A 22,183-nucleotide genomic window follows, 5' to 3' on the forward strand; every position below is an offset into this window, starting at 1 on the left:
CATCCCCGCCGACCCCGACTGCCATCCCCCCGTAGGAGCCAGCTTGCTGGCGAAGAGGCCTTCGAGCCCTCAAACCCTCAAGCCCAGCATCGCCCTTGCGGACGCCTTCGCTGGCAAGCCAGCTCCTACAGTCATCCGCCACACCGCGCCAGCCCCGTAGGAGCCAGCTTGCTGGCGAAGAGGCCTTCGAGCCTTGCATCGCTCTCGCGGACGCCTTCGCTGGCAAGCCAGCTCCTACAGCCATCCGCCACACCGCGCCAGCCCCGTAGGAGCCAGCTTGCTGGCGAAGAGGCCCTTGAACCTTGCAGCGCTCTTGCGGGCGCCTTCGCTGGCAAGCCAGCTCCTACAGGTCGGGCAGGGTCAGCCCTGCCATTTGCCGCCTTCGACAATCACGCTCTCAGGCCGGGTGTCGTCGCTCAGTTCCTTGCGCACGTACTGGTCATACAGCTTGAGCAGGTATTTCTCTTCGCCCAGCTTGGCCAATTCGGCATTCACCCAGTCACGCAGTTCGATGTTGCCCTTTTTTACCGCCGGGGCGATCGGGGCTTGCTCGCCCAGGGTCTGCGGCAGTACGCGGTAGCCTGGGTTCTGCTTGGACCAACTGAACAGAATCAGGTTGTCCTGGGCATAGGCATCACCACGACCATTGGCCAGGGCCTGCAGGGATTCGGTGTTTTTCTCGAACTTCAGCAGTTTCCAGTCCGGATGGTTCTGAGTCAGCCAGATGTCCGCGGTGGTGCCGGTGGTGACGATGGTGGTGCGGCTCGCCAGGTCATCCAGGCTCTTCACTTCGCTGCCCTCGGGCACCAGGGCCTGGACCGCCACCTTGAGGTTGGGGTTGGTGAATTCCACCGCTTCCTTGCGCTCCGGGGTCACGGTCATGTTGGCCAGGATCAGGTCGACCTTGTCGCTCTGCAGGAAGGGAATGCGGCTGGCCGGTTCCACGGCGACGAATTCAACCTTGTTCTCGTCCCCCAGCAGGTCCTTGGCGAATTGCCGGCCGATGTCGGTATCGAAACCGACATAGCGCCCGGTTTCATCGACGAAACCGAACGGCGGCTTGTCGGTGAACACGCCGACGATCAACTTGTCCCGGGCCTTGATCTTGTCCAGGTAGCCGGTCGCCGGCGCGGCGCTGGCGGCGGTGGCTGCAGGCTTGGGGGCCTCGGCGGATTTATCGCAGCCGGCCAGCAGGGCCAGACCGAACAGCGGCAGTAACAACAGCGAAGACTTGGCAGTTTTCATAAGAGCTCCAGTTCCTTTTTAGGGGCTTTCTTGGGCAGTGCTTCAACGAAGGAGAACTTCTCCAGGAACTGCTGCGCGCGTGCGCTCTGCGGGTTCGTGAAGAAAGCCTCGGGGGTGTTCTGTTCCACGATGCGCCCGGCGTCCATGAACACCACGCGGTCGGCCACGGCCCGGGCGAAGGCCATTTCATGGGTGACGATCAACAGCGTCATGCCGTCCCGGGCCAGGCCCTGGATCACTTGCAGCACTTCCTTGACCATCTCCGGGTCCAGCGCCGCGGTGACCTCGTCGAACAACATCACCTGGGGGTTCATGCACAACGAGCGGACAATCGCGATGCGTTGCTGCTGGCCGCCGGAAAGCTGCCGGGGAAAGGCCTCGCGCTTGTCCAGCAGGCCCACCCGCTCCAGCAGCGCCTCGGCCTGGGCCCGGGCTTCGCGAGGCTCGCGTTTCTGCACCTTGAGCGGCCCCAGGAGGATGTTGTCCAGCACGTTCATGTGGGGAAACAGGTGGTAGCTCTGGAACACCATGCCGATCTGCTGGCGCACCTGGCGCCAGTCGGTGGCGGCACTCAAAAGCTCGCGCCCAGCAAAACGCAGGTGGCCGCTGTGGGCCGTTTCCAGGCCGTTGAGGCAGCGCAGCAGGGTGCTCTTGCCGCAGCCGCTGGGGCCGAGGATGACGATCACCTCACCCGCCGCCACGCAGAGGTCGACCTCCTTGAGCACCTGCTGCGAGCCGAAGAACTTGTTGAAACCCTGGAACTCGATCAATGCGCTCATGCTTGCGTCCAGCGCCGTTCCAGCACGCGGGAGGCGGCCGACAACGGGTAGCAGATAAAGAAGAAAAACAGGAACAGCACGCCGTAGATCAGCACCGATTCGTAGGTGCGCTCGATGATCTGCTGGCCGACCTTGATCACGTCCACCACGCCGATCAGCACCGCCAGGGAACTGGTCTTGATGATCCGCGTGTAGACGTTGATGGTCGGTGGCGTCATGCGTTTCAGCGCCTGGGGCAGCAGCACGTAGCCGTACAGCTGGGCACCCGAGAGGCCGATGGACAGGCCCGCTTCACGCTGGCCCCGGGGCAGGGATTGCAGGGCCCCGCGCACCACCTCGCCAACTTCGCTGGCGCCCCACAGCGACAGCACCAGCACCGCACAGGTGAAGCTGGGAATGCTGATGCCGAAGAAGATCGGAAAACCGAAAAACAGCAGGTACAGCCAGACCAGCACCGGAATCGCCCGGAACAGCTCCAGGTAGATCCGCAGCGGTACGTCCAGCACCTTGCGCTGCAGGCTACGCAGCACGCCATAGAGCACGCCGCCCAGGGTGCTGAAGGCAATACTCAGCAAGGAAATCGACAAGGTCTGCGCAGCGCCCCGGGCCAGTTGCGGCAGGGACACCAGCAACAGCTCAAGACCCGAACTGGCCATGCTGCAACCTCCTTTCCAGACGGCTGAGCAACAGCGACAGGGGCAGGAACAACAGCACGCAGATCAGCGTCAGCACCGCGAGCATTTCATAGGTCTTGTAGTACAGGGCGATGTAGCTCTTGGTGGTGTAGAGGATTTCCGGCACCGCCACCGCCGAGACCACGGTGGTTTCCTTGAGCAGGAAAATGAAATTGGCGAACAGCGACGGCAGGCTGAGGATCCCGGCCTGAGGCAGGATCACGTAGCGCAACAGCTGCCAGCGCGACAGGCCGATGGAGCGCCCCGACTCCAGCTGCGCCTGGGGCACGGCTTCCACCCCGGCCCGCAGCACCTCGGTGAGGTAGGCGCCACCGAGGAAGGTCATGGTGATGATCGCCGCGGCAAAACCCGAGACCTTGATCCCCAGGGCCGGCAAGGCGAAGTAGACGAAGAACAGCTGGATCAGCAGCGGTGTATTGCGCGCCAGTTCCACGTACAGACCGATCAGCCGGTGCAGGTAGGGGGTGCGAAACACCAGGAGCGTGGCGTTGATCAGGGCCACCAGCAAGGACGTGCCGATGGCGATCAGGCCGACCTGCAGGGTCACCCCCACGGCTTTGAGAAAGGCCGGCAGGGTGCTGAGGATAAAGGCGTAGTCGAGGGTCATGAATCATCCTGGACGCCGCAGGGGTAGCGCGGCGGTGGTGCAGTCCTTGGGGCGATGGGTAACCGCCCGGCTGCCGCGACTTTATAGCTATAAAAAGCAGAATTTAAATACCGTTAAGGCATATGGATATCACCCAAAAACCTAACCCGCGGATTTGCCGGGCTGGCGCCGGGCTACTACCTTTTCTACCGGGTCGAACGGCGCTTTCGCGCCCGCCTTCCCACTGGACGCTGCACCTCTCAAGGACGACCGCCATGGCCGATGCAAAGACTCCGCAACCGCTGGACCCCCACGAACTGATGAAATGGCTGACGGCGTTGCGCCGGGCCACCCAACCCATCGCCAAGAGCGCTCCGCTGTAGCCGCTGCCCTGTGCAGCAACTGACCTGTGCAAGAGCTGGTTTGTGTAGGAGCTGGCTTGCCAGCGAAGGCGCCCGCAAGAGCGACACAAATCTCCAGGGCCTCTTCGCCGGCAAGCCGGCTCCTACGGCGCTGAGCGCTGGCGTCCCAAAAGCGCTGCATCCCCCAAGCGCGCCTCGCCAGGCTGCCACGGCTTTCGCCGAGGCCATAAAAAACGCCGACGCTGTGCTAGCCGTCGGCGTTTAAAACCTTGAAGGGGTTTGTCGCGTCAGTAGCCTAGTTCATCAGAACGCCGGCAGTACGGCGCCGCTGTATTTCTTCTCGATAAAGGCTTTTACCTCTGGGCTGGTCAGGGCCTTGGCCAGCTTCTGGATGGCCGGGCTGTCCTTGTTGTCCGGACGGGCCACCAGGTAGTTCACGTAAGGCGAATCGGAACCTTCGATGATCAGCGCATCCTTGGCCGGGTTCAGGCCGGCTTCCAGGGCGTAGTTGGTGTTGATCATGTCCAGGTCAACCTGGTCCAGGACCCGTGGCAGCATGGCCGACTCCAGTTCCTTGAACTTGAAGTTGTGCGGGTTCTTGGCGATGTCCTTGGGCGTGGCCACGGCGTTCTTCGGGTCCTTGAGCTCGATCAGGCCAGCCTTCTGCAGCAGGATCAGGGCACGGCCGCTGTTGCTGCCTTCGTTGGGGATGGCGATGGTCGCGCCATCTTTCAGCTCGGCCAGGGTCTTGACCTTCTTCGAGTAGCCGCCGAAAGGTTCGACGTGCACGCCGATCACGGTTTCCAGATGGGTGCCTTTGCCTTCGTTGAAGCTCTTCAGGTACGGCAGGGTCTGGAAGTAGTTGGCGTCCAGACGCTTCTGGTCGACCTGCACGTTGGGTTGCACGTAGTCGGTGAAGACCTTGATTTCCAGGTCCACGCCTTCCTTGGCCAGGGTTGGCTTGATCAACTCCAGGATTTCGGCGTGGGGCACCGGGGTCGCAGCGACCACCAGCTTCTCGCCGGCCTGGGCGATACCTGCGCTCAGGGCTGCCGCCAGTGCGGTGAACAACAGAACTTTTTTCATGCAGGGTCCTTAGGTGTCGAGGTCGACGACGGCTTCAAATAGAGAGGATTCAGGTGCCAGTGAAGTGCCACTGCTGGCGTGAAGCGGACAATACCGAGATTTTTTATTCCCGAACAATATCTTTTTCGCAAGAACTTATACCCTTTTGACTGGTACAAAATGGATAGCTGGCTAGCCTGCCGGTACGTCTCGTTGCTCCGTTACACAACGCCTGCGATCTATCGATTACCGACTTCAATGGCAACCTTGGTAATGACCGACGTCAGTGCCTTCTCCAGTGCACCATCACCCTCCAGGCTGGCGTAAATGTCATACCTCACTTCATGCTTCGAGTTCATCCAGCGCAACCCGGTCTTCCTGACTCCGCCCACTACTTTTTCCGACGTTTTCACCAAGGGCTTACCGAGGTCTTGAGGCTTGGCGTAATCATCGTCGTAAACAACTACACGCTGCGTCAGCTCACGTTCATAGTGGGACTCGTAGGTGACAACATAGTCAGCACCGCACGAATAAAGTGACATGACACCGTTCAAACCGCCCTCCTTCATCTCGACACCGGAGGGGGCTTCTTTGGAAAACTGACATCCCAATTTTTCAATTGCCGCTCTCGACTCCGATTTAAACCTGACGGCTTGAGATAGCCTTTTATCGGTCTTCTGAGCGAGTGTGACCATCGAACTGAATTGCTCGAAGCTTGGAAAGCTCGATCTTTTCTCAGGCTCAATTCGGGATGAGGAGGGTCTCTTATTAATGATACTTTGAATATGTGCGTTACCACTTAGAGGGTGAATTTCCAACTCCGCAATTGCCGAGAATGAAACGAGCAACATGCTTATGCAGATCATCAACAAGCGCATCATCACCACTCCGTCAGATTGCAAGAGGTCGTGTAGGTTTCGAGGCAGGGCGAACCGTCAGCTACACTTGGAGACCAGCCAGCAGTACAGACATTGACAAGCAGATGATCCTGTTGAGCACTGTAGTCAGGATCGCCATATTTCCCGTCCGCATAATGGAAACCGTAGACTTCCCAATCCATGCCACAAAATCCGCAACCTGCATAAGACCGCCAGGTACTGTCGGATTTATCGTAAAACTCCCTGTAACTGCCATCCACAGTGTTGTATTGCACAGACGATGTTTCTAATTTCCATGTACGTATCGTGTCCCAACTGACTGACTCGTTGAAACCGAAACAGTTGGCACGAGAAAACATCGCCAGTTCAGTGAGATACGCATAGGCGTTGGGGGCCAGAGCAGATAGAAAAATGACCGCACAAGATATTCTTCTCATAAAAATCCCTTTAATGCTTGAAGCAGATTTCCTTTTCGAAGAAGTTAATGCAAATCATTTGCATGTACAACCATTGCTTTTGCAATAACTCTCGTGCTCGCTCCGCTCTACAATCCCAACCGCTGCGCAACCTTCTCCAGCACAGCCTTCAACCCTCCGCGCTCACTCTCACTTCCCCGCAGCAACACCTCTATTTGCCGCTCCAACTCACTCAGCGGTGACACTGTTTCCGGCAGGTTGAGGTGCTCCGGGAGAATCTCCTCGCCGCTGCTCACCAGCAGGGCAAAGTGGATGACGTTCTCCAGCTCCCGGGTGTTGCCCGGCCAGCTGTGGCGATCCAGGGCCTGCTGCGCGGCTTCGCTGATCAGCGGCACCGGCAGGTCCAGGCGCTGGCTGTAGATGCCGAGGAAGTATTCGGCCAGGGATTCGATGTCTCCCACCCGTTCCCGCAACGCCGGCAGCTCCAGCTGGCCTTCGCTGAGGTAGCGATACAGGCGCTCGTGAAACTTGCCCGCCGCCACCGCCTGGGCCAGGTCGATGCTGGTGGCCGCCACCAGGCGCACGTCCACCGGGCTCGGTTGCTGGGCGCCGACCCGGGTCACTTCGTGGTTCTCCAGGGCGGCCAGCAGCTTGGTCTGGATCGGCAGCGGCAGGTCGCCGATCTCATCCAGGTACAGGGTTCCGCCATTGGCCGAGCCGAACCAGCCGGCGCGGCTGCTGGCCGAACCGCTGAAACTGCCGGCGGCATAACCGAACAGTTCGGCGTCGGCGTAGGTCGGGCTGATGGCGCCGCAGTTCACCGAGACGAACAGGCCACTGCGATCGCTGGCACGGTGGATGTGCCGGGCCAGCAGCTCCTTGCCGGTGCCGGTTTCGCCACGGATCAGTACCGAGACCGAACGCGGCGCCAGTTGCTCCAGCTCTTCGCGCAACTGCCGCGAGCGCGGGTCGACGAACACCAGCGCCTTGGCGCGGATGCTCAGGGGGCTTTTCTCGGCATCGGGGAAGGTCAGCAACGGCTGACCGAATGGGGTATGGGCACTCATGGCAGGCTCCCGCCCCAGGCCGCCTGGGGACGGGGGCGTTTAAACGAAAAAAAGACGATCAGGCACGACGCAGGGCGTGTTGTTCCATGCGGTTCTGCAGGCGGTACAGGTAGGCGAAACCCTGCTCCCAGCGATGGTGGCCGGACTTGACGTTGATATGGCCGGCACCGGCCAGGATGCCGGCTTCGGCGCCCCAGTCGCGGGCCAGTTCCAGGGCCCGCGGCGCGCTCACGGCGCTGTCGTTGTCCGAGCTGACTACCTGGCTGGGAAACGGCAGCGGGTGCCGGGGGATTGGCGCGAAATTGCGCAGCGCCGGGGCGCAGGCCGGGCGCTCGACATCGGCCGGCGCCACCAGCAGCGCGCCGCGCACCTGGCGCAGGGCGGCCACGGGCGCGCGCGCGGCCCAGTGGGCCACGGTGATGCAACCCAGGCTGTGGGCAATCAGGATCACCGGAGTGTCGTCGGCAGCGATGGCTTCGGCCAGGGCCGCCACCCAGTCTTCGCGGCGCGGCGTCAGCCAATCGGCCTGTTCCACCCGCGCGCTGTTGGGCAGGCTGTTCTGCCAGTGGGTTTGCCAATGATCTTCTGGCGATCCTTGCCAGCCCGGCACAATCAAGTAGCGAATGGATTCGTTGCGCATGGGGAACTCTCCTGCTGCGTGTCTGTTCCCGAACGAGTATAGGGAGGGGATTTATATTCGTTAAGGAATAAGAAGCTATTTATTAATACCTTAAATGAATATAAGACCCCGCCGTCTGTAGGAGCCGGCTTGCCGGCGAAAGGGGCCCTCAAGCCTTGCATCGCGCTCTAGGACGCCTTCGCTGGCAAGCCAGCTCCTACGGCTGGCGTGATTTCGGTGGGGGTCTGGCCGGTGAGGGGCCGTGGGCCTTGTGTCGATCTGGCGGGCGCCTTCGCTGGCAAGCCAGCTCCTACAGCTGGCGCGATTTCGGTGGGGTTTTGGCCGGTGAGGGGCCGTGGGCCTTGTGTCGATCTGGCGGGCGCCTTCGCTGGCAAGCCAGCTCCTACAGCTGGCGTGATTTCGGTGGGGGTCTGGCCGGTGAGGGGCAACGGGAGGGCGTTTCGGTGGGGGCTTTGCAGGTGGGTTTTCGCCAGGCAAAAAAAAGGCCGCACCCTGCCAAGGAGACGGCCTGAAAAGTCGTGGCTTTGTTGCTCGTTGTCAGCGGGCGGTGATCACCGACAGTTTGGTGATGCCCGCACGCTCGATGGACGCCATGGCCCGGGCCACTTCGCCGTAGTTGACGCCATCGTCGGCCTGCAGCTGCACCCGCACTTCCGGGTCCTTGGCCTTGGCCGCTTGCAAGTTGGTTTCCAGCAGGTCCGGCTGGATCTCGTCCTTGTTGATAAAGAGTTTGCCGGCACCGTCGATGCTCACCACCAGCGGGTCCTTCTGCTCCACCGGGGCCACGGCCTCGGTCTTGGGCAGGTTGATCGGGATGGCGTTGGTCAGTAGCGGCGCGGTGACGATGAACACCACCAGCAGCACCAGCATCACGTCCACCAGCGGGGTGACGTTGATCTCGCTCAGCACTTCATCGCTGTCTTGGGTGGAGAAGGCCATGTCAGGACGCCTCCTTCACTTTCTGCGGGCTGCCCTGGGCCGCGGCCTTGTGCACGCTCGGGTGGATCAGCACGCGGAACGAGTTCTTCTGCGCCAGGCTGTAGAAGTCGTGGGCGAAGTCGTCGAGGTCGGCGGCGGTGAGCTTCAGGCGCCGCAAAAAGTAGTTGTAGACCAGTACCGCCGGCACTGCGACGGCGATCCCCACCCCCGTCGCCACCAGGGCTGCGCCAATGGGACCGGCCACGGTTTCCAGGCTCGCCGAACCGGCGGCGCTGATGCCTTTCAAGGCTTCCATGATCCCCCAGACGGTGCCGAACAGGCCGATGAAGGGCGAGGTGCTGCCGATACTGGCGACCACCGCCAGGCCGGTTTCCAGGGAGCGGCGCTCACGCACGATCTGCTGGCGCAGGGCGCGCTCCAAGCGGTCCTGATGGTTGATCGCCTGGCTCAGGTCCGCCGCGTGGGGCGCTTCGCCGACCTGGATCGCCGCATAACCGGCCTGGGCCACCCGGGCTGCCGCGCCGGGCTGGGTTTCACTCAACGAGGCGGCGGAGTCCAGGCTGGACGCCGCCCAGAACTGATTGTGGAACTTGCGATCCTGGGACTTGAGGCGGGCGAACTGCACGCCCTTGACCAGGGCCAGGCCCCAGGTGGCGACGGAGAAGACCACCAGCAGCCAGATCACCGCGCTTTCGATGGATTCCAGTGGAGATGCCAGTAACGTCATGATGTGTTCCCTCTGTGTAAGCGTTTAGCGCGTGTTGGTTGATCGGCCTTGCGGCTCAATGAATCTTGAAATCGATGGGTACGCTGACCCAGCCGTCCTGGGCCACATCGCCCTGCTTGGCGGGCACGAAGCTCCAGCGCTTGACCGCTGCCAGGGCCGCATCGTCGAGTTGCTGGCGACCACTGCTCTTCTGAATCTGAATCTCCCCGGGCTTGCCGCTGGCCAGCACATGCACCCGCAGCAGCACCGTGCCTTCCCAGCCCCGGCGCTGGGCTAGGGAGGGGTATTCCGGCGCCGGGTTCTTCAGGTACGCGGCGTTGGCGGAAGCTGGAGTCACGGGTGCCGGGGCCGGTGGCGCGGGCGGCGCCGGAGCGGCTACCGGGGCCGTGGGCTGCGGCGGTGCCGGGGTCTGCTGCACCGGTTTGGGTGCAGGTTTCGGCTCGGGCTTGGGCACCGGTTTGGGCTTGGGTTTGGGCACCGGCTTGGGTGGTGGCGGCTTGACCGCCAACTCGTCCTCCACCGGGGGCGGCGGCTCCACCACCGGCTGTACCGGCACAGGCGGAGGCGGCTCGACCACCGGCGGCGCCGGGTGCGAGAACTCGATGGTCATGGGCGGAATTTCCGGCGGCACAATCGGCAGCACCGGGGTCGGTTTCTGGCTCAGCCAGTAGATCACCGCGGCGTGCAGCACCAGCGCCGCAGCGCCGAGGATGATTGCCTCACGGCGGCGCAGTATCCCCTTGGGCGTACGTTGCAGACGCAGTTGGCCCAACGGCAAGCGGTGAGGCCGGCCGAGATCGACCAACTCGCCGCTCGGTGCCTGGCGCCACAGCACCTCGTGTGCACTGGCGGCGGTCTGGACATTGCCCATGAATTCACTCCCTAGGATCTTTTGAAAAACCCGGCACCGGCGTTTGAACAACCCCCACGCAACGGTACCGCGGGGTCAATGATCGGTGCCCTGCGCTTATCTCTTAAAGTAATCTTTCAAGTTATACATAGATCGAAATCGAATATTAGATGCTCAGCAAAAGAGCCAGGCCCCGTGTTTAAAGGGCTGTAGCCCAGAGCGAAAAAGGCCATGCCTTACAGGCATTGAAAATATTCCCGCAAAGCATCGAAATAAGGCCGTTAGAAGGGGGAAAACAACAGTTCCACAGGTAACAGCCACAACTAACAACAAGCCTTAGAATTTTTAATGAACTTTATGAACAGGCACGAAAAAGCCGCTGGAATAGCACGCCACTTAAATAAGCCGGCGACTACCCAGCAGCTGGTTGTTATCGAAGTTGTTACTGTTTGACGAACTCGCCATTCAGGCCGACCACATCGCCACTGAAGTTGCTGCGGGCGCCAGAGGCTCGCAGTCGGGAGTAGTTGTGATCCGGGGAGAACAGGGCCCAGGCCTGGTAGCCGTAACCGTCGTTGTAGCCGGAGACATTGATGATGGTGGACTGGCCGCTGCTGTTCTGGAAGTGGTAGTGCCCGGCCACGCTGTACTTGACCCCGGCCTGGGTCAACTCGCCGCTGAACGAGCCGTTGGAATCGTTGCCGTCGGTCACGACCAGGCGGGCGTCAGCGTTGGAGTTTACGTAGGTTCCATTGATGCTCGACATGATGCGGGTTTCCTTCTGCGGTTTAAGTTTCATCCAATGAAGCAAGTTCCTCCTGGAACTTGAAAACCCAGCATGGCCGGCATTTACAATGCTGTCCAAAACAAACTTCGCCAGCAACTAACTAAATGGCTATAGCCTGCAAACACCCCTCTATAACTTATGACCAGGCAGTAACCACTTATAACTTATCAACTTGCGGCTTGAGGCTTGCCACTGCCTTCAACTGCTCTTGCAACTCCTTGCCCGCCCGGCTCAGACCGCTGCCGGCGTACAGCGCCAGACGCACGCCCTGGATATCCGGCAAACCGCTGTCAGCGCCGAGAATCCGATGCCCCTTGCCCAGCACCCGCACCGGCAACAGGCTGATGCCCAGGCCCGCCGCCACCGCCGAACAGACGCTGGCCAGGCTGGCGCTGGAATAGGCAATGCGCCAGGGCCAGCCGCCGACTTCCAGGTGATGGAGCATTTCCTGGCGGTACAGGCCACCCACCGGGAACGCCACCAGGGGCAGCGGATCACGGCCAAAAGCCGGCTGGCGAACGCTGTCGACCCAGCACAAAGGCTCGGGCCAGGACGCCACGCAGTCGTCGCTGTGGCCCATCTGCTTGACCAGCAGCAGGTCGAATTCACCGCGCCGGTACTGGCGCAGCAACTCCGGGCCCAGGCCGCTGCTGACCTCCAGGCGCACCGCCGGATAGTCCTGGCCAAAGCGCGAGAGCATGGGCATCAGGCGCTCGGCGGCAAAATCTTCCGGCACCCCGAGGCGCAGCACTTCTTCGCTGCGCTGGTTGACCAGCACATCGCAGGCTTCTTCATGCAACGCCAGGATGCGCCGGGCATAGGCCAGCAGCCGCTCGCCCTCCACCGTGGCCACCACCCGGCGCTGGTCGCGGTCCAGCAACTGGCAGCCCAGGCTCTCTTCCAGGCGCCGTACCTGCTGGCTCACCGTGGACTGGGTGAGGTGCAGGCGCTCGGCGGCGCGGGTGAAGTTCTGACTCTCGGCCACCGCGACAAAACTGCGCAACAACACGGGATCCAACATGCTGACCTACCATCCTGATTACCACTGATTGGCATGATTATATTTAATTTCAGAATACCAAGGGTCATCACCATACTCCCCTTTCATCAGCAGGAACGGGAGGTTCTCATGCAACTCAAGCGCTTTCTGAAACGCGGCCTGATCGCCGCCGGTCTGCTCACTGTGGGGGTAGTCATGGCCAACGACGGTTCATTGCTCGAAGCCGTGCGCAAAGGCCAACTGAGCCAGGTGCAGCAATTGCTCGAACAAGGCGCGGCGCTCGATGGCCGCGGCCTGGATGGCAGCAGCCCGCTGCTGCTGGCCACCCGCGACAACCGCGTCGACATCGCCCGGGCGCTGATCGAGGCCGGGGCCGACGTCAACCGCAAGAACCTGATCCAGGACAGCCCCTACCTGCTGGCCGGCGCCAGCGGCCACAACGAAATCCTCAAGCTGACCCTGGCCCACGGCGCCGACCTCAAGAGCACCAACCGCTACGGCGGCACCGCGCTGATTCCGGCCTGCGAACGCGGCCATGTGGAAACCGTGCGCCTGCTGATCGAGGCCGGCGTCGAACTGGACCACGTCAACCACCTGGGCTGGACCTGCCTGATGGAAGCCATCGTGCTGTCCGACGGCGGCCCGGCGCACCAGCAGATCGTCGCCCAACTGATTGCCGCCGGGGCCGACCTGAACCTGCCGGACCGCGCCGGCCTCAGCCCGCTGCAACAAGCCGAGCGCCGTGGCCAGAGCGCCATCGCCAAGCTGCTGCGCGATGCCGGCGCGGCCTGAGCCCCCCCTTTTGAAGGAACCTTGCATGCACGACGATCAACACTACCTGCAACAGGCCGTGGCACTGGCCCGACGCAATGTCGAACAGGGCGGCCGCCCGTTCGGCGCGCTACTGGTGCGCAACGGCCGGGTGCTGGCCGAGGCGGTGAATGAAATCCACCTCAGCCAGGACCCCACCGCCCACGCCGAGATGCTCGCCATCCGCACCGCCAGCCAGCAACTGGGCCCGCGCCTGGATGATTGCGTGATCTACGCCAGCGGCCAGCCCTGCCCCATGTGCCTGGCCGCCATGTACCTGTGCGGCGTGTCCCGCGCGGTGTTCGCGGCCAGCAATGAACAAGCAGAGCCGTTTGGCCTGTCCACCGCGGCCATCTACCAGCAACTGAGCAAGCCCCTGGAAGCCCAGCACCTGCCGGTGCGGCACCTGCCCCAGGCGGCGATGACTGCCCTCTACCAGGATTGGCAGGCGCGCCATGCCGCGAACTGAATCCAGGTTCCAGCGCTGGGCCGGCTGGGCTCTGCTGGTGTGCCTGGGGCTCAACCTGCGGCCGATCCTCAGCTCGGTCAGCCCGCTGCTCAACGAGATCCGCGGCGCCACCGGCATGAGCTTCCAGAGCAGCGCCTGGCTCACCAGCCTGCCGGTGATCTGCATGGGCCTGGTGGCCCTGCTGGGCGTACGGATCGAAGCCCGCCTCGGCGAACGCCGGGGCGTATCCCTGGGCCTGCTGCTGGTGCTGCTGGCCTGCCTGGTGCGGCTGTTCTTCGGCCAGGCCGCGGCGCTGCTGGCCAGCGCCCTGCTCGGCGGCGCCGGGGTGGCCTTGATCCAGGCCCTGGTGCCAGCGCTGATCAAGCGCCAGTTCCAGCACCGGGTGGCCCTGGCCATGGGCGTCTACTCGGCCTCGCTGATGGGCGGTGGCGGCATTGCCGCCCTGCTCAGCCCGCAGGTGGCCAGCCACTTCGCCAACTGGCAAGCGGGGCTTGGCGTCTGGCTGTTGCCGGCCATGGCCGCGCTGCTGCTCTGGGCCTGCCTGCCCCTGGGCGCCAGCCGCCGCAACGGCAGCCCGGCGCCCCTGGCCGGGCTCTGGAGCAACCGCCGCGCCTGGCTGCTGGCGTTGTATTTCGGCCTGGTGAACTGCGGCTACATGAGCATGGTGGCCTGGCTGCCGGCCTACTACCTGCAGATGGGCTGGAGCGCCAGCCAGAGCGGCTCGCTGCTGGCCTTCATGACTGTCTTCCAGGTCAGCGCCGCCCTGCTGATGCCGGCCCTGGCCCAGCGCAGCAGCGACCGCCGGCCGCTGCTGGGCATCAGCCTTGCGGCCCAGGCGGTGGGGTTTCTCGGGCTGGTGCTGTGGCCCTTGCAGAGCCCGCACCTGTGGGTGGCGCTGATCGGCTTCGGCCTGGGGGCGTGTTTTGCCCTGAGCCTGATCCTCACCCTGGACCACCGTCGCGACCCTCGGGAAGCCGGGCAACTGGCGGCCTTTGTCCAGGGCGTGGGCTTTCTGATCAATGCCGTGTCGCCGTGGCTGAGCGGCTGGCTGCGGCAAGTCACCGGCAGCTTTGTCAGCGCCTGGTGGGTACTGATCGTCGGCGTGCTGGCGATGCTGCTCCTGACCCGGATCTTCAGCCCCGCCAGCTATCAGGCCCGGGCCCAGCTCGATACCGCGCCCCAACCGGCCTGACACCGGCCCTCGAACCCACCGCCTGCCAGCACGGCAGGCGGCGTTCTTTATGTCGCCACAGCACCACTCTCCTTCCTGACCGGCTAAGATCGGCCGCCGACGCCACTCGCGACAACGGGCACACACTCAACTCAGGACACAGGAATAGCGATGGACGCTGCAACGATCGGCCGCTGGGTAAGCAGCCTGGGGCTCAGCCATGCAGAACTGATCGCCCGGGGAGAGCGCATCGAGCCCCCGACGAGCAAGCTCTACGACGAATTCGAGTGGCTGAGCGTGTTCGTCAAGCCCGGCCTGGTACTGGACTTCTGGGAGGACAGCCTGGTGCTGGAGAAGGTCATTATCGATGTGCTGCCACTTGAAGAGGGACGCAGGTTCTATACCGGTGAATTGCCGGCACCCTTCTCACGCACCATGACCCGCGCAGAAATTCGTGCCCTGCTGGGCACGCCCCTGCAATCGGAGGAACGCAGGCCATCAGCGGATGGGCAACGCATGCTCAACGCCTGGGAGAGCTACCGCTTACCCACCAGCCTCCATCCCAAGGCCCGGGTCGGCTTCAGCTACAGCGCCGATATGCGGATCAAAAATCTGACATTCACCTTGCTCGAACCGATACGCGACTGACCCGGTTCTGGCTTTTCGTAGGAGCAGCCGCAGTCTGCGCCCACGTTTGACCTGATACATCGCGGATGTCTGGCCGTGCGCCCTGTCGGAGTGCCGCCCAACCCGTTCGCAGCCTTGCGCAGCTCCAGGGAGTACGCCCACCCCGTCTTCAGGCAGGCAGGCCGCCGTCAGATTTTGATCTGGCTGTTGATCTTCTTGCCCCCTTAGACACGATGGCCGAACGCAGGCATTGAGCCGTGGATAACCCGGCAGGACGCCGGGTTAGCCGCCCCAGGCCATGGATGGCCTGTGGCGGCGGCCCACGGATCAATGCCGGAGAGAGGGCACGCCGAGCCTAGGCGAGGCGCCGAGTGGAGGGCAAAGCCCTTTGGTTACTTTGGGGCCCCAAAGTGACTCGCCGTAAGGGCGAAACCGCCAGCCGCCACACCCGCAGCAACGGATATGTACACCCATAACACCGCAACCTCAGGTTTTACGGCCGCTGCGCGCCCGAGCGGGAGCAAGCTCCCTCGCCACAGCATGATTTCTGGCCTGGAGTCGTGCAGATTATTGAAAATAAATTATTGTAATTCGATAATTTTTTATCAATAATTCGCCACCCCCACAGTTTTGCAAGGAATAACGCATGAACTCCCAAATCAACGGCTCGGCCCAGTACCGCTTACGACGGGTCGGCCTGCTGGCCGCGATCCTGGCCTGGGTCATGGGCGTGGTGGAGCTGGGCGGCAATGCCGGGCTCTGGATCTACAGCAAGGACCAGGTTCTGGGCGCCCTGCTCAGCGTATTCGCCGAACACTCGCCGCGCCTGCTGGAAGCCGACTTCAAGCTCTCGTCGCTGAGCTTCACCCTGCTGGTGATCCTCGACTTCCTGCCCCTGCTGCTGACCAGCTTCGCCCTGTACCTGACCGGGGTGTTCTTCCTGCGACTGTCCCGCGGTGAAACCTGGAGCGATCGCAACATCAGCATCCTCTGGCGCGTCGGCATGCTGTGGATCGTCGCCCCAGCGACCTTCCCCATGGTGGAAACCCTGCAAGGCCTGGCACTGTCCTTCGACCTGCCGGCGGGCCAGCGCATCCTGCAGATTTCCGCGGGCTTCTCGTCCTACGCGGCCTACGAGGTGGTCAAAGGAATCTTGCTGTGCTCGTTTTCCATTATCATGCGCGACGCCAAAGTCCTCAGTGATGAGCACAGTCACTACATATAGAACAATGAGATGACCATTATCGTTCGGCTTGACGTTGTCATGGCTAAAAACAAGATTCGCTCGAAAGAACTGGCTGCCATCCTGGGCATTACCGAAGCCAATCTGTCGTTGCTGAAAAATGGCAAGGTCAAGGGGATGAAAATCGAGACCCTGGACAAACTCTGCGCCGCACTCGACTGCCAGCCCGGCGACCTGCTGGAATACCAGGCCACCGAGCCCGCGTGACACCCCCGCGTTTGTTTGATCCGAGTCCCGTTCGTTAAAGCCTTATCCACTCCTCACGTTGCACATTGGCTTATTCATGACTCGCTATCTGCTCTGCCCGCTGCTTTTGCTCGCCTGTCTTTTGACCGGCTGCGCCAACAAACTTGAAGTGGCCATCGACGCCACTCCGGCCCAAGACTACTACTTCGACCCAAAGGCTCCGGTGCTGGTGACCGTCAACAGCACCAAGGAGGCCCAGGGCCTCAAGGCCAGCTACTACCTGCGCGACATGGTCGCTGCCCTTCACGGCATGGGATTTACACAGGTGTATACCGAATCGTCGCTGCCGAAAAACCATCCGCCTTTTCGCATGAACATTGCCCTTGATGTGGGCAGTAAAAAGACCAGCTATCGCTACACCGCCACCGACTACGGCCCGGTGCCCAGCAGCACCAAAACCACGTGCATGCCCGGCAAGCACCAGCAGACCGTGTGCACCAGTACCCCAACGATGTCCTACCGCGCCATCGGCTCCTCGGAACGCACCGGCTACACCACCCTTTCGACCTTCAACATCCTGGCCAAGGACGAGCAGAGCCGGCGCACGGTATTCCTGCTGCGGGCCTCGTCCTATAACGAGGACTGCCAGGACGCCAAGGTCGAGGATTTCCTGGTGCAGGAGAGCCTGGACAACCTGGACTTGCGCAACCGGGTGCAGCGCAAGTACAGCGTCACCCTGCCAGAGGGCCAAAGCTGCAACTAGCGCCTACCACGCACCGGACGACACGCCTACAATCGCCCCTCCACGCCCGCCCGATCCCCCATCGGGCGGGCGCAGTCTTTCAACGACAAGGCACGTGTCGAGCATGACCCTGGATTGGAATACCTGGGAAATAGAACCCGGATCGGCGGTGGATGAACCACTGATCGCCGAGGTGCAGCAACGCCTCGGGGTCGAGTTCCCACCGCTGTACCTGGAGCTGGTGCAGTACGCCGACGCCGCCACGCCGGGGCTCGGCAGCTTCGCCTACGACGGCGGCTACACCTGCATCAGCGAGTTCTTCGAATTCGGCCTCGGCACCCAGCCCTGGACCCTGCTCTGGTACGCCAGCCCAGGCCGCGTGCCAGGGCTGGCCCCTGGCTGCCTGCCGATTGCCCGGGATGCCGGTGGCCTGCTGATCTGCCTGGACTTCAACAGCCTGGGCGTGGCGGTGGAAATCTTCGATCCCGAGAGCGCCAGCCGCCACCCGGTGGCCGCCGACTTCAAGGCTTTTGTCGAGCTGTGGCAGCCATGAAGTGGATAGTCGTGCCCACCAGCAAAGAGGCCATGCAACGCCTGGATCTGGACCAGTGCCGGCCGGGCGACCTGGAACAACTGATCCTGTCCCCAGAGCAGTGGGCCGCCCTGTCCGGCAGCGACCTGCTGCCCAGTTTGAACCGCGCCCTGGGCACCCTGATCGACGACTACGAAGACGCCTCGATCCAGGGCCAGGCTGCCCTGGTCACGGCCCTGTCGATCCTTACCCGGGCCGCAACGGCGCAAGACCCACTTATCCACAGGCTGATCGCCCTGAACCGACTGGCCCAGGAACGGGACACCGGTCTGTTCTTCTACTTCTGAGGCCCTGCCCAGGGCTGCTCCCGCACCTCATGTGTGGCGAGGGAGCTTGCTCCCGCTTCGGCGCCAGCCCGACCTGACCGGAGCCGCAGCACGGCCTCAAGCTCAGATCCCCGAGCTGGCACTGGCCTGCTTCAACCCCGACTCCGGCACGCTCACCGCGGTTTCCGAACGCGGTGTGCCCTGGGGCACCCAGTCGTAGCTCACCGGCAAGGCGCGGTACACCCAGTTGCTGATGGCCTCGCTGCCCGGGGCCTTGCCCAGGTAGGGGCTGACGTATTCCCAGACGATCTCGCCGCCAGCCGTGACCTGGAAGAAGCGCCCGTTCATGCCCTCGTCGATCAAGGTGTTGCCGTTGGGCAGGCGCCGCGCACTGCTGATGAACGAGCTGTAGAAAGCCCAGCCCGGCTGCCGGGAACTGGCGGCGCTGTACTGCCAGACGATTTCATTCTTGATCGGGTCGATCTCCAGCACCCGGGAGCCGGCAATCAGCCCCAAAGGCACCGAGGGGTAACCGGCCGTGCCCTGGTTGTCGAACACCAGCAGATGCCCGGCCCCCGGCAAGCCGGCGGGAATGATGTGGGCGTCGTGCTGGCCGACGAACTGGTCCACCGGACGTGGCACCTTGGCCGCGGTCTTGGGGTTGATCGGCAACAGGTTCGGCCCCAGGCGCCAGACCACCTTGCCGCTGTGCTTGTCGAGGATGGCGATGAAGTTGGCGTTGCGTGAATCGATCAGCAGGTTGTCCGGGGCGAAGCGTTTATCGCCGCCGTCGAACCACTGGTTGGGGCCTACCACGCTGAGGTTGTTGATGTGCAGGTAGTCCGGGTTGTCGGTGCCGTACACCAGCTTCAGTTGCGCTGGGGTAAAGCCGAATTCCTTGAGGTGCTCGGAGGCCAGCCACTGCCATTTGACCTGGCCCTCGGGGCTGACTTCATAGATCGCGTCGTCGATCACCTGGGGCACCTTGAACCCCGCCACCTTGTGCACCTTGTTGGCCAGGACCAGGGTGTTGCCATTGCTCAGGCGGCGCTGATCGTGGTGCTGCTGGGCGGCGCCACCCGGGGCTTGGTCGCCCCATTGCCAGACCAGTTTGCCGTTCCAGTCCAGCTCGCCGACGCTCTGGTTGCCCAGGCCGTTGCCGGCCGAACCCAGGGGCCCGGGTTCCTTGTCCTTGAGCTGCAACAGCACCCGGCCGCGCTCGCCGCCCACCAGTTGCGGGTCGATGATCGCCGAGGGGAAACCGGCCTGTGGCCAGTTCTTCACCTCGTTGCCGTTCATGTCGATCAGGTGGGTCTGTTTATCGGCGCCGCTGAAAATAACGTACTGGTTATAGGCCTTGGCCGGGTCGTAGCGGGTCACTCCGGTGGGGTAGACGCTGGGCGCGGCCTGCACCGCCGTAGCCAGCAGGGCGGTGGACAGCAGCAGGGGCAACGCGGTGTCGAGGCGCAACATGACAAGCACTCCTGTTCAAGTCGAAAGGCGCCGGAAAACCCGGCGCAAGGTGCGAAAAGCCGGGTATCAGAAGTCGTAGCGACCGGTCACGCCCAAGGTCCGCGGGGTGCCCAGCAGGCCTTCGTAACCGCCGTTGCCGCCGGTCCAGAGGGTGGTGTAGTAGGTCTTGTCGAAGGCGTTCTTCAGCCACAGCGAAACGTCCCACTGGCCCTGCTCGTAGTTGCCGCGCAGGCCGGTGGACAGGTTGACCACGGCGTAGCTGGGGATCTGCCCGTACTCGGAATCTTCCACGGTGCCCACCGCCTTGGAGCGGAACGCATAGCTGGCGGTGACGTACTCCTCCAGGCCGTTATCCAGGTTCCACTTGTATTCGCCGTTGGCGTTGCCGATCCATTTCGAAGCGCCCACCACCTGGTGGCCGCTGAGGTCGCACGAAGCCGGGGCACCGGGGCGCAGGCTGACTTCCGGCGGGCACGGCGCATCCTTGTAGGAGAGGTAGCGCACATCGTTGTAGGAACCGTTGAGGTTGAGGGTCAGGCCACGGATCGGCACCAGGGTGCTTTCCACTTCCACCCCGCGCGAGCGCACCGAGCCGGCGTTGGTCAGGTACTGCACGCGGTTGCCGTAGTCGTAGGCGTTGGTCTGGTAGCCGTTGACCTGGGTCCAGAACAGGTTGGCGTTGAGTTGCAGGCGGCGGTCCCACAGGGTGCTCTTGAAACCCAGCTCGGCGTTGTTGGCGCGCTCGGTGCCGATCAGCAGCGAATCGGCCCCGGCGGTAGGCGCCGAACCCACCGTGAGGTTGACCCCGCCGGACTTCTCGCCGTGGGACAGGGTGGCGTAGCCCAGCAAGTCATCGCTGAAGCGGTAGCTGAGGTTGAGCAGGCCCGAGGGGCTGGTGCTGTACTGGTTGAGGTCGCCGGAATCATAGGCCCCGGTACGCCCACGCCGGGCAGTGGCGGCAACCCCGGCCACCGTCGCGCCACCCAGCGGAGCGTTGCGGGTCACCCAGGCGCTTTTCTCCTCGTAGGTGCCGCGCAGGCCGGCGGTGAAATCCAGGCGCTCGGTGAGGTGCCAGGTGCCCTGGGCGAACAGGGCGAAGCTGTTGGTCTGGATATGCCCGTTGCCGATGCTGGTGACGTTGTTCAGGGCGCCGGCCGGGGTGCCGTTCCAGATGTCCGCCTTGGGCCCGTAATAGGCGAAGGACTTGTTGTTCAGGTCGGAGCCGAAGTAGTAGGCCCCCAGCACGTAGTCGAAGAAGCCGCCGGTGGGCGAGGCCAGGCGAAATTCCTGGGACCACTGCTTGTCTTCCACCGAGACCCCGGCGTTGTAGCTGGCCGGCACGTTGAGGCCATCGTCGTTGCGCGGGGTGAAGTTCCACCAGCGGTAGGAGCTGACCGAGGTCAGGGTGAAGTCGCTGGGCAGGGTCCAGTTGGCCTCCAGGGAGGTGCCGCCCTGGAACACCGTGACGTGCTGGTCGTTGTCCAGGTTGACCTTGCGGTGCGAACCGTTGACCAGGGTCGCGCCGGCCGCCGCCGCGCGCGACTCGTAGACATTGGTGCCGTTGATGGTCGGCCCGGTGCTGTACAGCACCCGGGTGCCGGCGCTGGAATCCTCTTCGTTGTAGTCGCCGATCCAGCGCAGGTTGAAGTTCTCATTGGGCTTGTAGAGCAACTGGCCGCGAAAGCCCTGGCGCGATCCGCCGTTGAGGTCGTGGCCGTCGAATTCGTTCTTGATGTCGCCGTCGCTGCGGGTGCGGTAGGCCGAGAAACGCCCGGCCAGTTCATCGGTCAGCGGCCCGGAAATGGTGCCCTTGGTCTGGAAGTAGCCATCCTCGCCCAGGGAGGTCTCGATGCTGCGCTCCGGGGTGAAGCTCGGCGCCCGGGTGCTGATGTTGATCACCCCGGCGGTGGTGTTCTTGCCGAACAGGGTGCCCTGGGGCCCGCGCAGCACTTCCAGTTGCTCGATGTCCATCAGGTCGAACACCGCCATCCCCGGCCGCCCCAGGTAGACGTTGTCGATGTACAGCCCGACGCTGCCTTCCAGGCCGTCGCTGGCCGGGTTGTTGCCCAGGCCACGGATCGACACGCTGGACTGGCGCGCATGCATGTAGGCGACGTTGACGCTGGGCACCAGCTGTTGCAGGTCCTGGATGCGATAGACCCGCTGGCTCTCCAGGGCCTGGCCGCCGATCACGCTCATGGGCGTGGGCACGCTCTGGGAGCTTTCCTCGCGCCGACGCGCGGTGACGGTGACCGTCTGTAACTGGCCGTCATCGGCCTTGGCCTTGTTGGCGCTGCTGTTGGCGGCCGGGGTTGGCGACGCGGGAATATCTTCGGCCCAGCTCGGGGTCCAGCTGGCACTGCCGGCCAGCAGCAAGGCCAACGGCAGGCGCTTGAGCCGCCGGGGCGAGGGAGGTGAGACGAGGGACAACGGGCTCATGGGCGGCTCCTGGTCAAAAAATATACAGCCTCGTATATTCCTTTATGTTATTTATTTATGTTTTTACAAAGATTTACTGCATAAGAGATTGCCTTTATAAGGAGTCGACCTAATGCATAGCCAATGCAT

At 63.0% G+C, this 22,183-nt stretch carries 25 protein-coding genes; 9 read left to right on the forward strand and 16 right to left on the reverse strand.

Going from position 1 to position 22,183, the window contains the following annotated elements:
• Positions 1-360: 360 nt before the first annotated feature.
• The 14 genes from U873_RS0112085 to U873_RS0112160 form a co-directional block, all read right to left on the reverse strand.
• Positions 361-1,245 carry a transporter substrate-binding domain-containing protein gene (locus U873_RS0112085; protein ID WP_025128512.1) on the reverse strand — a complete coding sequence of 295 codons (885 nt, stop codon included), beginning with the start codon at positions 1,243-1,245 and terminating at the stop codon, positions 361-363.
• Positions 1,242-2,024: an amino acid ABC transporter ATP-binding protein gene (locus tag U873_RS0112090; protein ID WP_025128513.1), complete on the reverse strand. Its 783-nt coding sequence runs from the start codon at positions 2,022-2,024 to the stop codon at positions 1,242-1,244. The genes U873_RS0112085 and U873_RS0112090 overlap by 4 nt, the downstream gene beginning before the upstream one ends.
• Positions 2,021-2,680, reverse strand: a complete 660-nt coding sequence (locus tag U873_RS0112095; protein WP_015633731.1) for an amino acid ABC transporter permease — start codon at positions 2,678-2,680, stop codon at positions 2,021-2,023. The genes U873_RS0112090 and U873_RS0112095 overlap by 4 nt, the downstream gene beginning before the upstream one ends.
• Positions 2,661-3,326, reverse strand: coding sequence for an amino acid ABC transporter permease (locus tag U873_RS0112100; protein ID WP_025128514.1), 666 nt, complete (start codon positions 3,324-3,326; stop codon positions 2,661-2,663). The genes U873_RS0112095 and U873_RS0112100 overlap by 20 nt, the downstream gene beginning before the upstream one ends.
• Positions 3,327-3,970: 644 nt before the next feature.
• Positions 3,971-4,753 carry a MetQ/NlpA family ABC transporter substrate-binding protein gene (locus U873_RS0112115; RefSeq protein WP_011058610.1) on the reverse strand — a complete coding sequence of 261 codons (783 nt, stop codon included), beginning with the start codon at positions 4,751-4,753 and terminating at the stop codon, positions 3,971-3,973.
• 218 nt (positions 4,754-4,971) lie between these two features.
• On the reverse strand, positions 4,972-5,613 hold the full coding sequence (locus U873_RS0112120) for a hypothetical protein (protein WP_025128516.1): 642 nt from the start codon (positions 5,611-5,613) through the stop codon (positions 4,972-4,974).
• Positions 5,613-6,047: a hypothetical protein gene (locus U873_RS36645; protein WP_157838077.1), complete on the reverse strand. Its 435-nt coding sequence runs from the start codon at positions 6,045-6,047 to the stop codon at positions 5,613-5,615. Before U873_RS36645 ends, U873_RS0112120 begins: the two co-directional genes overlap by 1 nt.
• Before the next feature lie 107 nt (positions 6,048-6,154).
• Positions 6,155-7,093 carry a sigma 54-interacting transcriptional regulator gene (locus U873_RS0112130; protein ID WP_025128517.1) on the reverse strand — a complete coding sequence of 313 codons (939 nt, stop codon included), beginning with the start codon at positions 7,091-7,093 and terminating at the stop codon, positions 6,155-6,157.
• Positions 7,094-7,151: 58 nt separating this feature from the next.
• A complete protein-coding gene (locus U873_RS0112135; protein WP_025128518.1) occupies positions 7,152-7,733 on the reverse strand; it encodes an alpha/beta hydrolase in 582 nt (193 codons plus the stop codon).
• A 537-nt stretch (positions 7,734-8,270) separates the two neighbouring features.
• Positions 8,271-8,672, reverse strand: a complete 402-nt coding sequence (locus U873_RS0112140; RefSeq protein WP_009041659.1) for a biopolymer transporter ExbD — start codon at positions 8,670-8,672, stop codon at positions 8,271-8,273.
• 1 nt (position 8,673) lies between these two features.
• Positions 8,674-9,399 carry a MotA/TolQ/ExbB proton channel family protein gene (locus U873_RS0112145; RefSeq protein WP_011058606.1) on the reverse strand — a complete coding sequence of 242 codons (726 nt, stop codon included), beginning with the start codon at positions 9,397-9,399 and terminating at the stop codon, positions 8,674-8,676.
• Between the two features lie 55 nt (positions 9,400-9,454).
• The gene (locus U873_RS0112150) at positions 9,455-10,270 is read right to left on the reverse strand and encodes an energy transducer TonB (RefSeq protein WP_025128519.1); all 816 of its coding nucleotides are present in this window, start codon (positions 10,268-10,270) and stop codon (positions 9,455-9,457) included.
• Between the two features lie 421 nt (positions 10,271-10,691).
• Entirely contained in the window at positions 10,692-11,015 is a 324-nt protein-coding gene (locus U873_RS0112155; protein WP_025128520.1) for a hypothetical protein, read from the reverse strand.
• Between the two features lie 178 nt (positions 11,016-11,193).
• Positions 11,194-12,057, reverse strand: coding sequence for a LysR substrate-binding domain-containing protein (locus U873_RS0112160; RefSeq protein WP_025128521.1), 864 nt, complete (start codon positions 12,055-12,057; stop codon positions 11,194-11,196).
• Positions 12,058-12,165: 108 nt separating this feature from the next.
• Here U873_RS0112160 and U873_RS0112165 point away from each other — a divergent pair, with 108 nt between their 5' ends.
• The 9 genes from U873_RS0112165 (at position 12,166) to U873_RS0112205 (ending at position 18,163) form a co-directional block, all read left to right on the forward strand.
• A complete protein-coding gene (locus tag U873_RS0112165; RefSeq protein ID WP_043274532.1) occupies positions 12,166-12,828 on the forward strand; it encodes an ankyrin repeat domain-containing protein in 663 nt (220 codons plus the stop codon).
• Positions 12,829-12,853: 25 nt separating this feature from the next.
• Positions 12,854-13,315, forward strand: coding sequence for a nucleoside deaminase (locus U873_RS0112170; RefSeq protein ID WP_025128523.1), 462 nt, complete (start codon positions 12,854-12,856; stop codon positions 13,313-13,315).
• A complete protein-coding gene (locus U873_RS0112175) occupies positions 13,302-14,507 on the forward strand; it encodes a CynX/NimT family MFS transporter (protein ID WP_025128524.1) in 1,206 nt (401 codons plus the stop codon). The genes U873_RS0112170 and U873_RS0112175 overlap by 14 nt, the downstream gene beginning before the upstream one ends.
• A gap of 150 nt (positions 14,508-14,657) precedes the next feature.
• Positions 14,658-15,134 carry a DUF6392 family protein gene (locus tag U873_RS0112180; RefSeq protein WP_025128525.1) on the forward strand — a complete coding sequence of 159 codons (477 nt, stop codon included), beginning with the start codon at positions 14,658-14,660 and terminating at the stop codon, positions 15,132-15,134.
• Between the two features lie 625 nt (positions 15,135-15,759).
• Positions 15,760-16,338 (forward strand): hypothetical protein, encoded by a 579-nt coding sequence (locus U873_RS0112185; RefSeq protein ID WP_025128526.1) that lies wholly within the window; start codon positions 15,760-15,762, stop codon positions 16,336-16,338.
• Positions 16,339-16,347: 9 nt separating this feature from the next.
• The gene (locus U873_RS0112190) at positions 16,348-16,563 is read left to right on the forward strand and encodes a helix-turn-helix transcriptional regulator (protein WP_011058598.1); all 216 of its coding nucleotides are present in this window, start codon (positions 16,348-16,350) and stop codon (positions 16,561-16,563) included.
• A gap of 76 nt (positions 16,564-16,639) precedes the next feature.
• Positions 16,640-17,305, forward strand: coding sequence for a hypothetical protein (locus tag U873_RS0112195; protein WP_025128527.1), 666 nt, complete (start codon positions 16,640-16,642; stop codon positions 17,303-17,305).
• A gap of 103 nt (positions 17,306-17,408) precedes the next feature.
• Positions 17,409-17,837 carry an SMI1/KNR4 family protein gene (locus U873_RS0112200; RefSeq protein ID WP_256244332.1) on the forward strand — a complete coding sequence of 143 codons (429 nt, stop codon included), beginning with the start codon at positions 17,409-17,411 and terminating at the stop codon, positions 17,835-17,837.
• Positions 17,834-18,163, forward strand: coding sequence for a hypothetical protein (locus U873_RS0112205; protein ID WP_025128529.1), 330 nt, complete (start codon positions 17,834-17,836; stop codon positions 18,161-18,163). The genes U873_RS0112200 and U873_RS0112205 overlap by 4 nt, the downstream gene beginning before the upstream one ends.
• Positions 18,164-18,265: 102 nt before the next feature.
• Here the strand turns inward: U873_RS0112205 and U873_RS0112210 are convergent, their stop codons facing one another.
• Together U873_RS0112210 and U873_RS0112215 are read right to left on the reverse strand one after the other, a co-directional pair.
• Positions 18,266-19,615 carry an aryl-sulfate sulfotransferase gene (locus tag U873_RS0112210; RefSeq protein WP_025128530.1) on the reverse strand — a complete coding sequence of 450 codons (1,350 nt, stop codon included), beginning with the start codon at positions 19,613-19,615 and terminating at the stop codon, positions 18,266-18,268.
• A gap of 66 nt (positions 19,616-19,681) precedes the next feature.
• On the reverse strand, positions 19,682-22,054 hold the full coding sequence (locus U873_RS0112215) for a TonB-dependent receptor (protein ID WP_025128531.1): 2,373 nt from the start codon (positions 22,052-22,054) through the stop codon (positions 19,682-19,684).
• Between the last annotated feature and the right edge of the window lie 129 nt (positions 22,055-22,183).

The organism is Pseudomonas sp. PH1b, from assembly GCF_000633395.1.
Classification (GTDB): domain Bacteria; phylum Pseudomonadota; class Gammaproteobacteria; order Pseudomonadales; family Pseudomonadaceae; genus Aquipseudomonas.

Bases quoted from the DNA above. Each gene is read 5' to 3' on its own strand.
- U873_RS0112170 (WP_025128523.1), top strand. From the start codon at position 12,854: ATGCACGACGATCAACACTACCTGCAACAGGCCGTGGCACTGGCCCGA.
- U873_RS0112165 (WP_043274532.1), top strand. From the start codon at position 12,166: ATGCAACTCAAGCGCTTTCTGAAACGCGGCCTGATCGCCGCCGGTCTG.
- U873_RS0112135 (WP_025128518.1), bottom strand. From the start codon at position 7,733: ATGCGCAACGAATCCATTCGCTACTTGATTGTGCCGGGCTGGCAAGGA.
- U873_RS36645 (WP_157838077.1), bottom strand. From the start codon at position 6,047: ATGAGAAGAATATCTTGTGCGGTCATTTTTCTATCTGCTCTGGCCCCC.
- U873_RS0112115 (WP_011058610.1), bottom strand. From the start codon at position 4,753: ATGAAAAAAGTTCTGTTGTTCACCGCACTGGCGGCAGCCCTGAGCGCA.
- U873_RS0112150 (WP_025128519.1), bottom strand. From the start codon at position 10,270: ATGGGCAATGTCCAGACCGCCGCCAGTGCACACGAGGTGCTGTGGCGC.
- U873_RS0112100 (WP_025128514.1), bottom strand. From the start codon at position 3,326: ATGACCCTCGACTACGCCTTTATCCTCAGCACCCTGCCGGCCTTTCTC.
- U873_RS0112130 (WP_025128517.1), bottom strand. From the start codon at position 7,093: ATGAGTGCCCATACCCCATTCGGTCAGCCGTTGCTGACCTTCCCCGAT.
- U873_RS0112210 (WP_025128530.1), bottom strand. From the start codon at position 19,615: ATGTTGCGCCTCGACACCGCGTTGCCCCTGCTGCTGTCCACCGCCCTG.
- U873_RS0112185 (WP_025128526.1), top strand. From the start codon at position 15,760: ATGAACTCCCAAATCAACGGCTCGGCCCAGTACCGCTTACGACGGGTC.
- U873_RS0112140 (WP_009041659.1), bottom strand. From the start codon at position 8,672: ATGGCCTTCTCCACCCAAGACAGCGATGAAGTGCTGAGCGAGATCAAC.
- U873_RS0112205 (WP_025128529.1), top strand. From the start codon at position 17,834: ATGAAGTGGATAGTCGTGCCCACCAGCAAAGAGGCCATGCAACGCCTG.
- U873_RS0112190 (WP_011058598.1), top strand. From the start codon at position 16,348: ATGACCATTATCGTTCGGCTTGACGTTGTCATGGCTAAAAACAAGATT.
- U873_RS0112200 (WP_256244332.1), top strand. From the start codon at position 17,409: ATGACCCTGGATTGGAATACCTGGGAAATAGAACCCGGATCGGCGGTG.
- U873_RS0112215 (WP_025128531.1), bottom strand. From the start codon at position 22,054: ATGAGCCCGTTGTCCCTCGTCTCACCTCCCTCGCCCCGGCGGCTCAAG.
- U873_RS0112085 (WP_025128512.1), bottom strand. From the start codon at position 1,245: ATGAAAACTGCCAAGTCTTCGCTGTTGTTACTGCCGCTGTTCGGTCTG.
- U873_RS0112155 (WP_025128520.1), bottom strand. From the start codon at position 11,015: ATGTCGAGCATCAATGGAACCTACGTAAACTCCAACGCTGACGCCCGC.
- U873_RS0112095 (WP_015633731.1), bottom strand. From the start codon at position 2,680: ATGGCCAGTTCGGGTCTTGAGCTGTTGCTGGTGTCCCTGCCGCAACTG.
- U873_RS0112160 (WP_025128521.1), bottom strand. From the start codon at position 12,057: ATGTTGGATCCCGTGTTGTTGCGCAGTTTTGTCGCGGTGGCCGAGAGT.
- U873_RS0112195 (WP_025128527.1), top strand. From the start codon at position 16,640: ATGACTCGCTATCTGCTCTGCCCGCTGCTTTTGCTCGCCTGTCTTTTG.
- U873_RS0112145 (WP_011058606.1), bottom strand. From the start codon at position 9,399: ATGACGTTACTGGCATCTCCACTGGAATCCATCGAAAGCGCGGTGATC.
- U873_RS0112120 (WP_025128516.1), bottom strand. From the start codon at position 5,613: ATGATGCGCTTGTTGATGATCTGCATAAGCATGTTGCTCGTTTCATTC.
- U873_RS0112180 (WP_025128525.1), top strand. From the start codon at position 14,658: ATGGACGCTGCAACGATCGGCCGCTGGGTAAGCAGCCTGGGGCTCAGC.
- U873_RS0112175 (WP_025128524.1), top strand. From the start codon at position 13,302: ATGCCGCGAACTGAATCCAGGTTCCAGCGCTGGGCCGGCTGGGCTCTG.
- U873_RS0112090 (WP_025128513.1), bottom strand. From the start codon at position 2,024: ATGAGCGCATTGATCGAGTTCCAGGGTTTCAACAAGTTCTTCGGCTCG.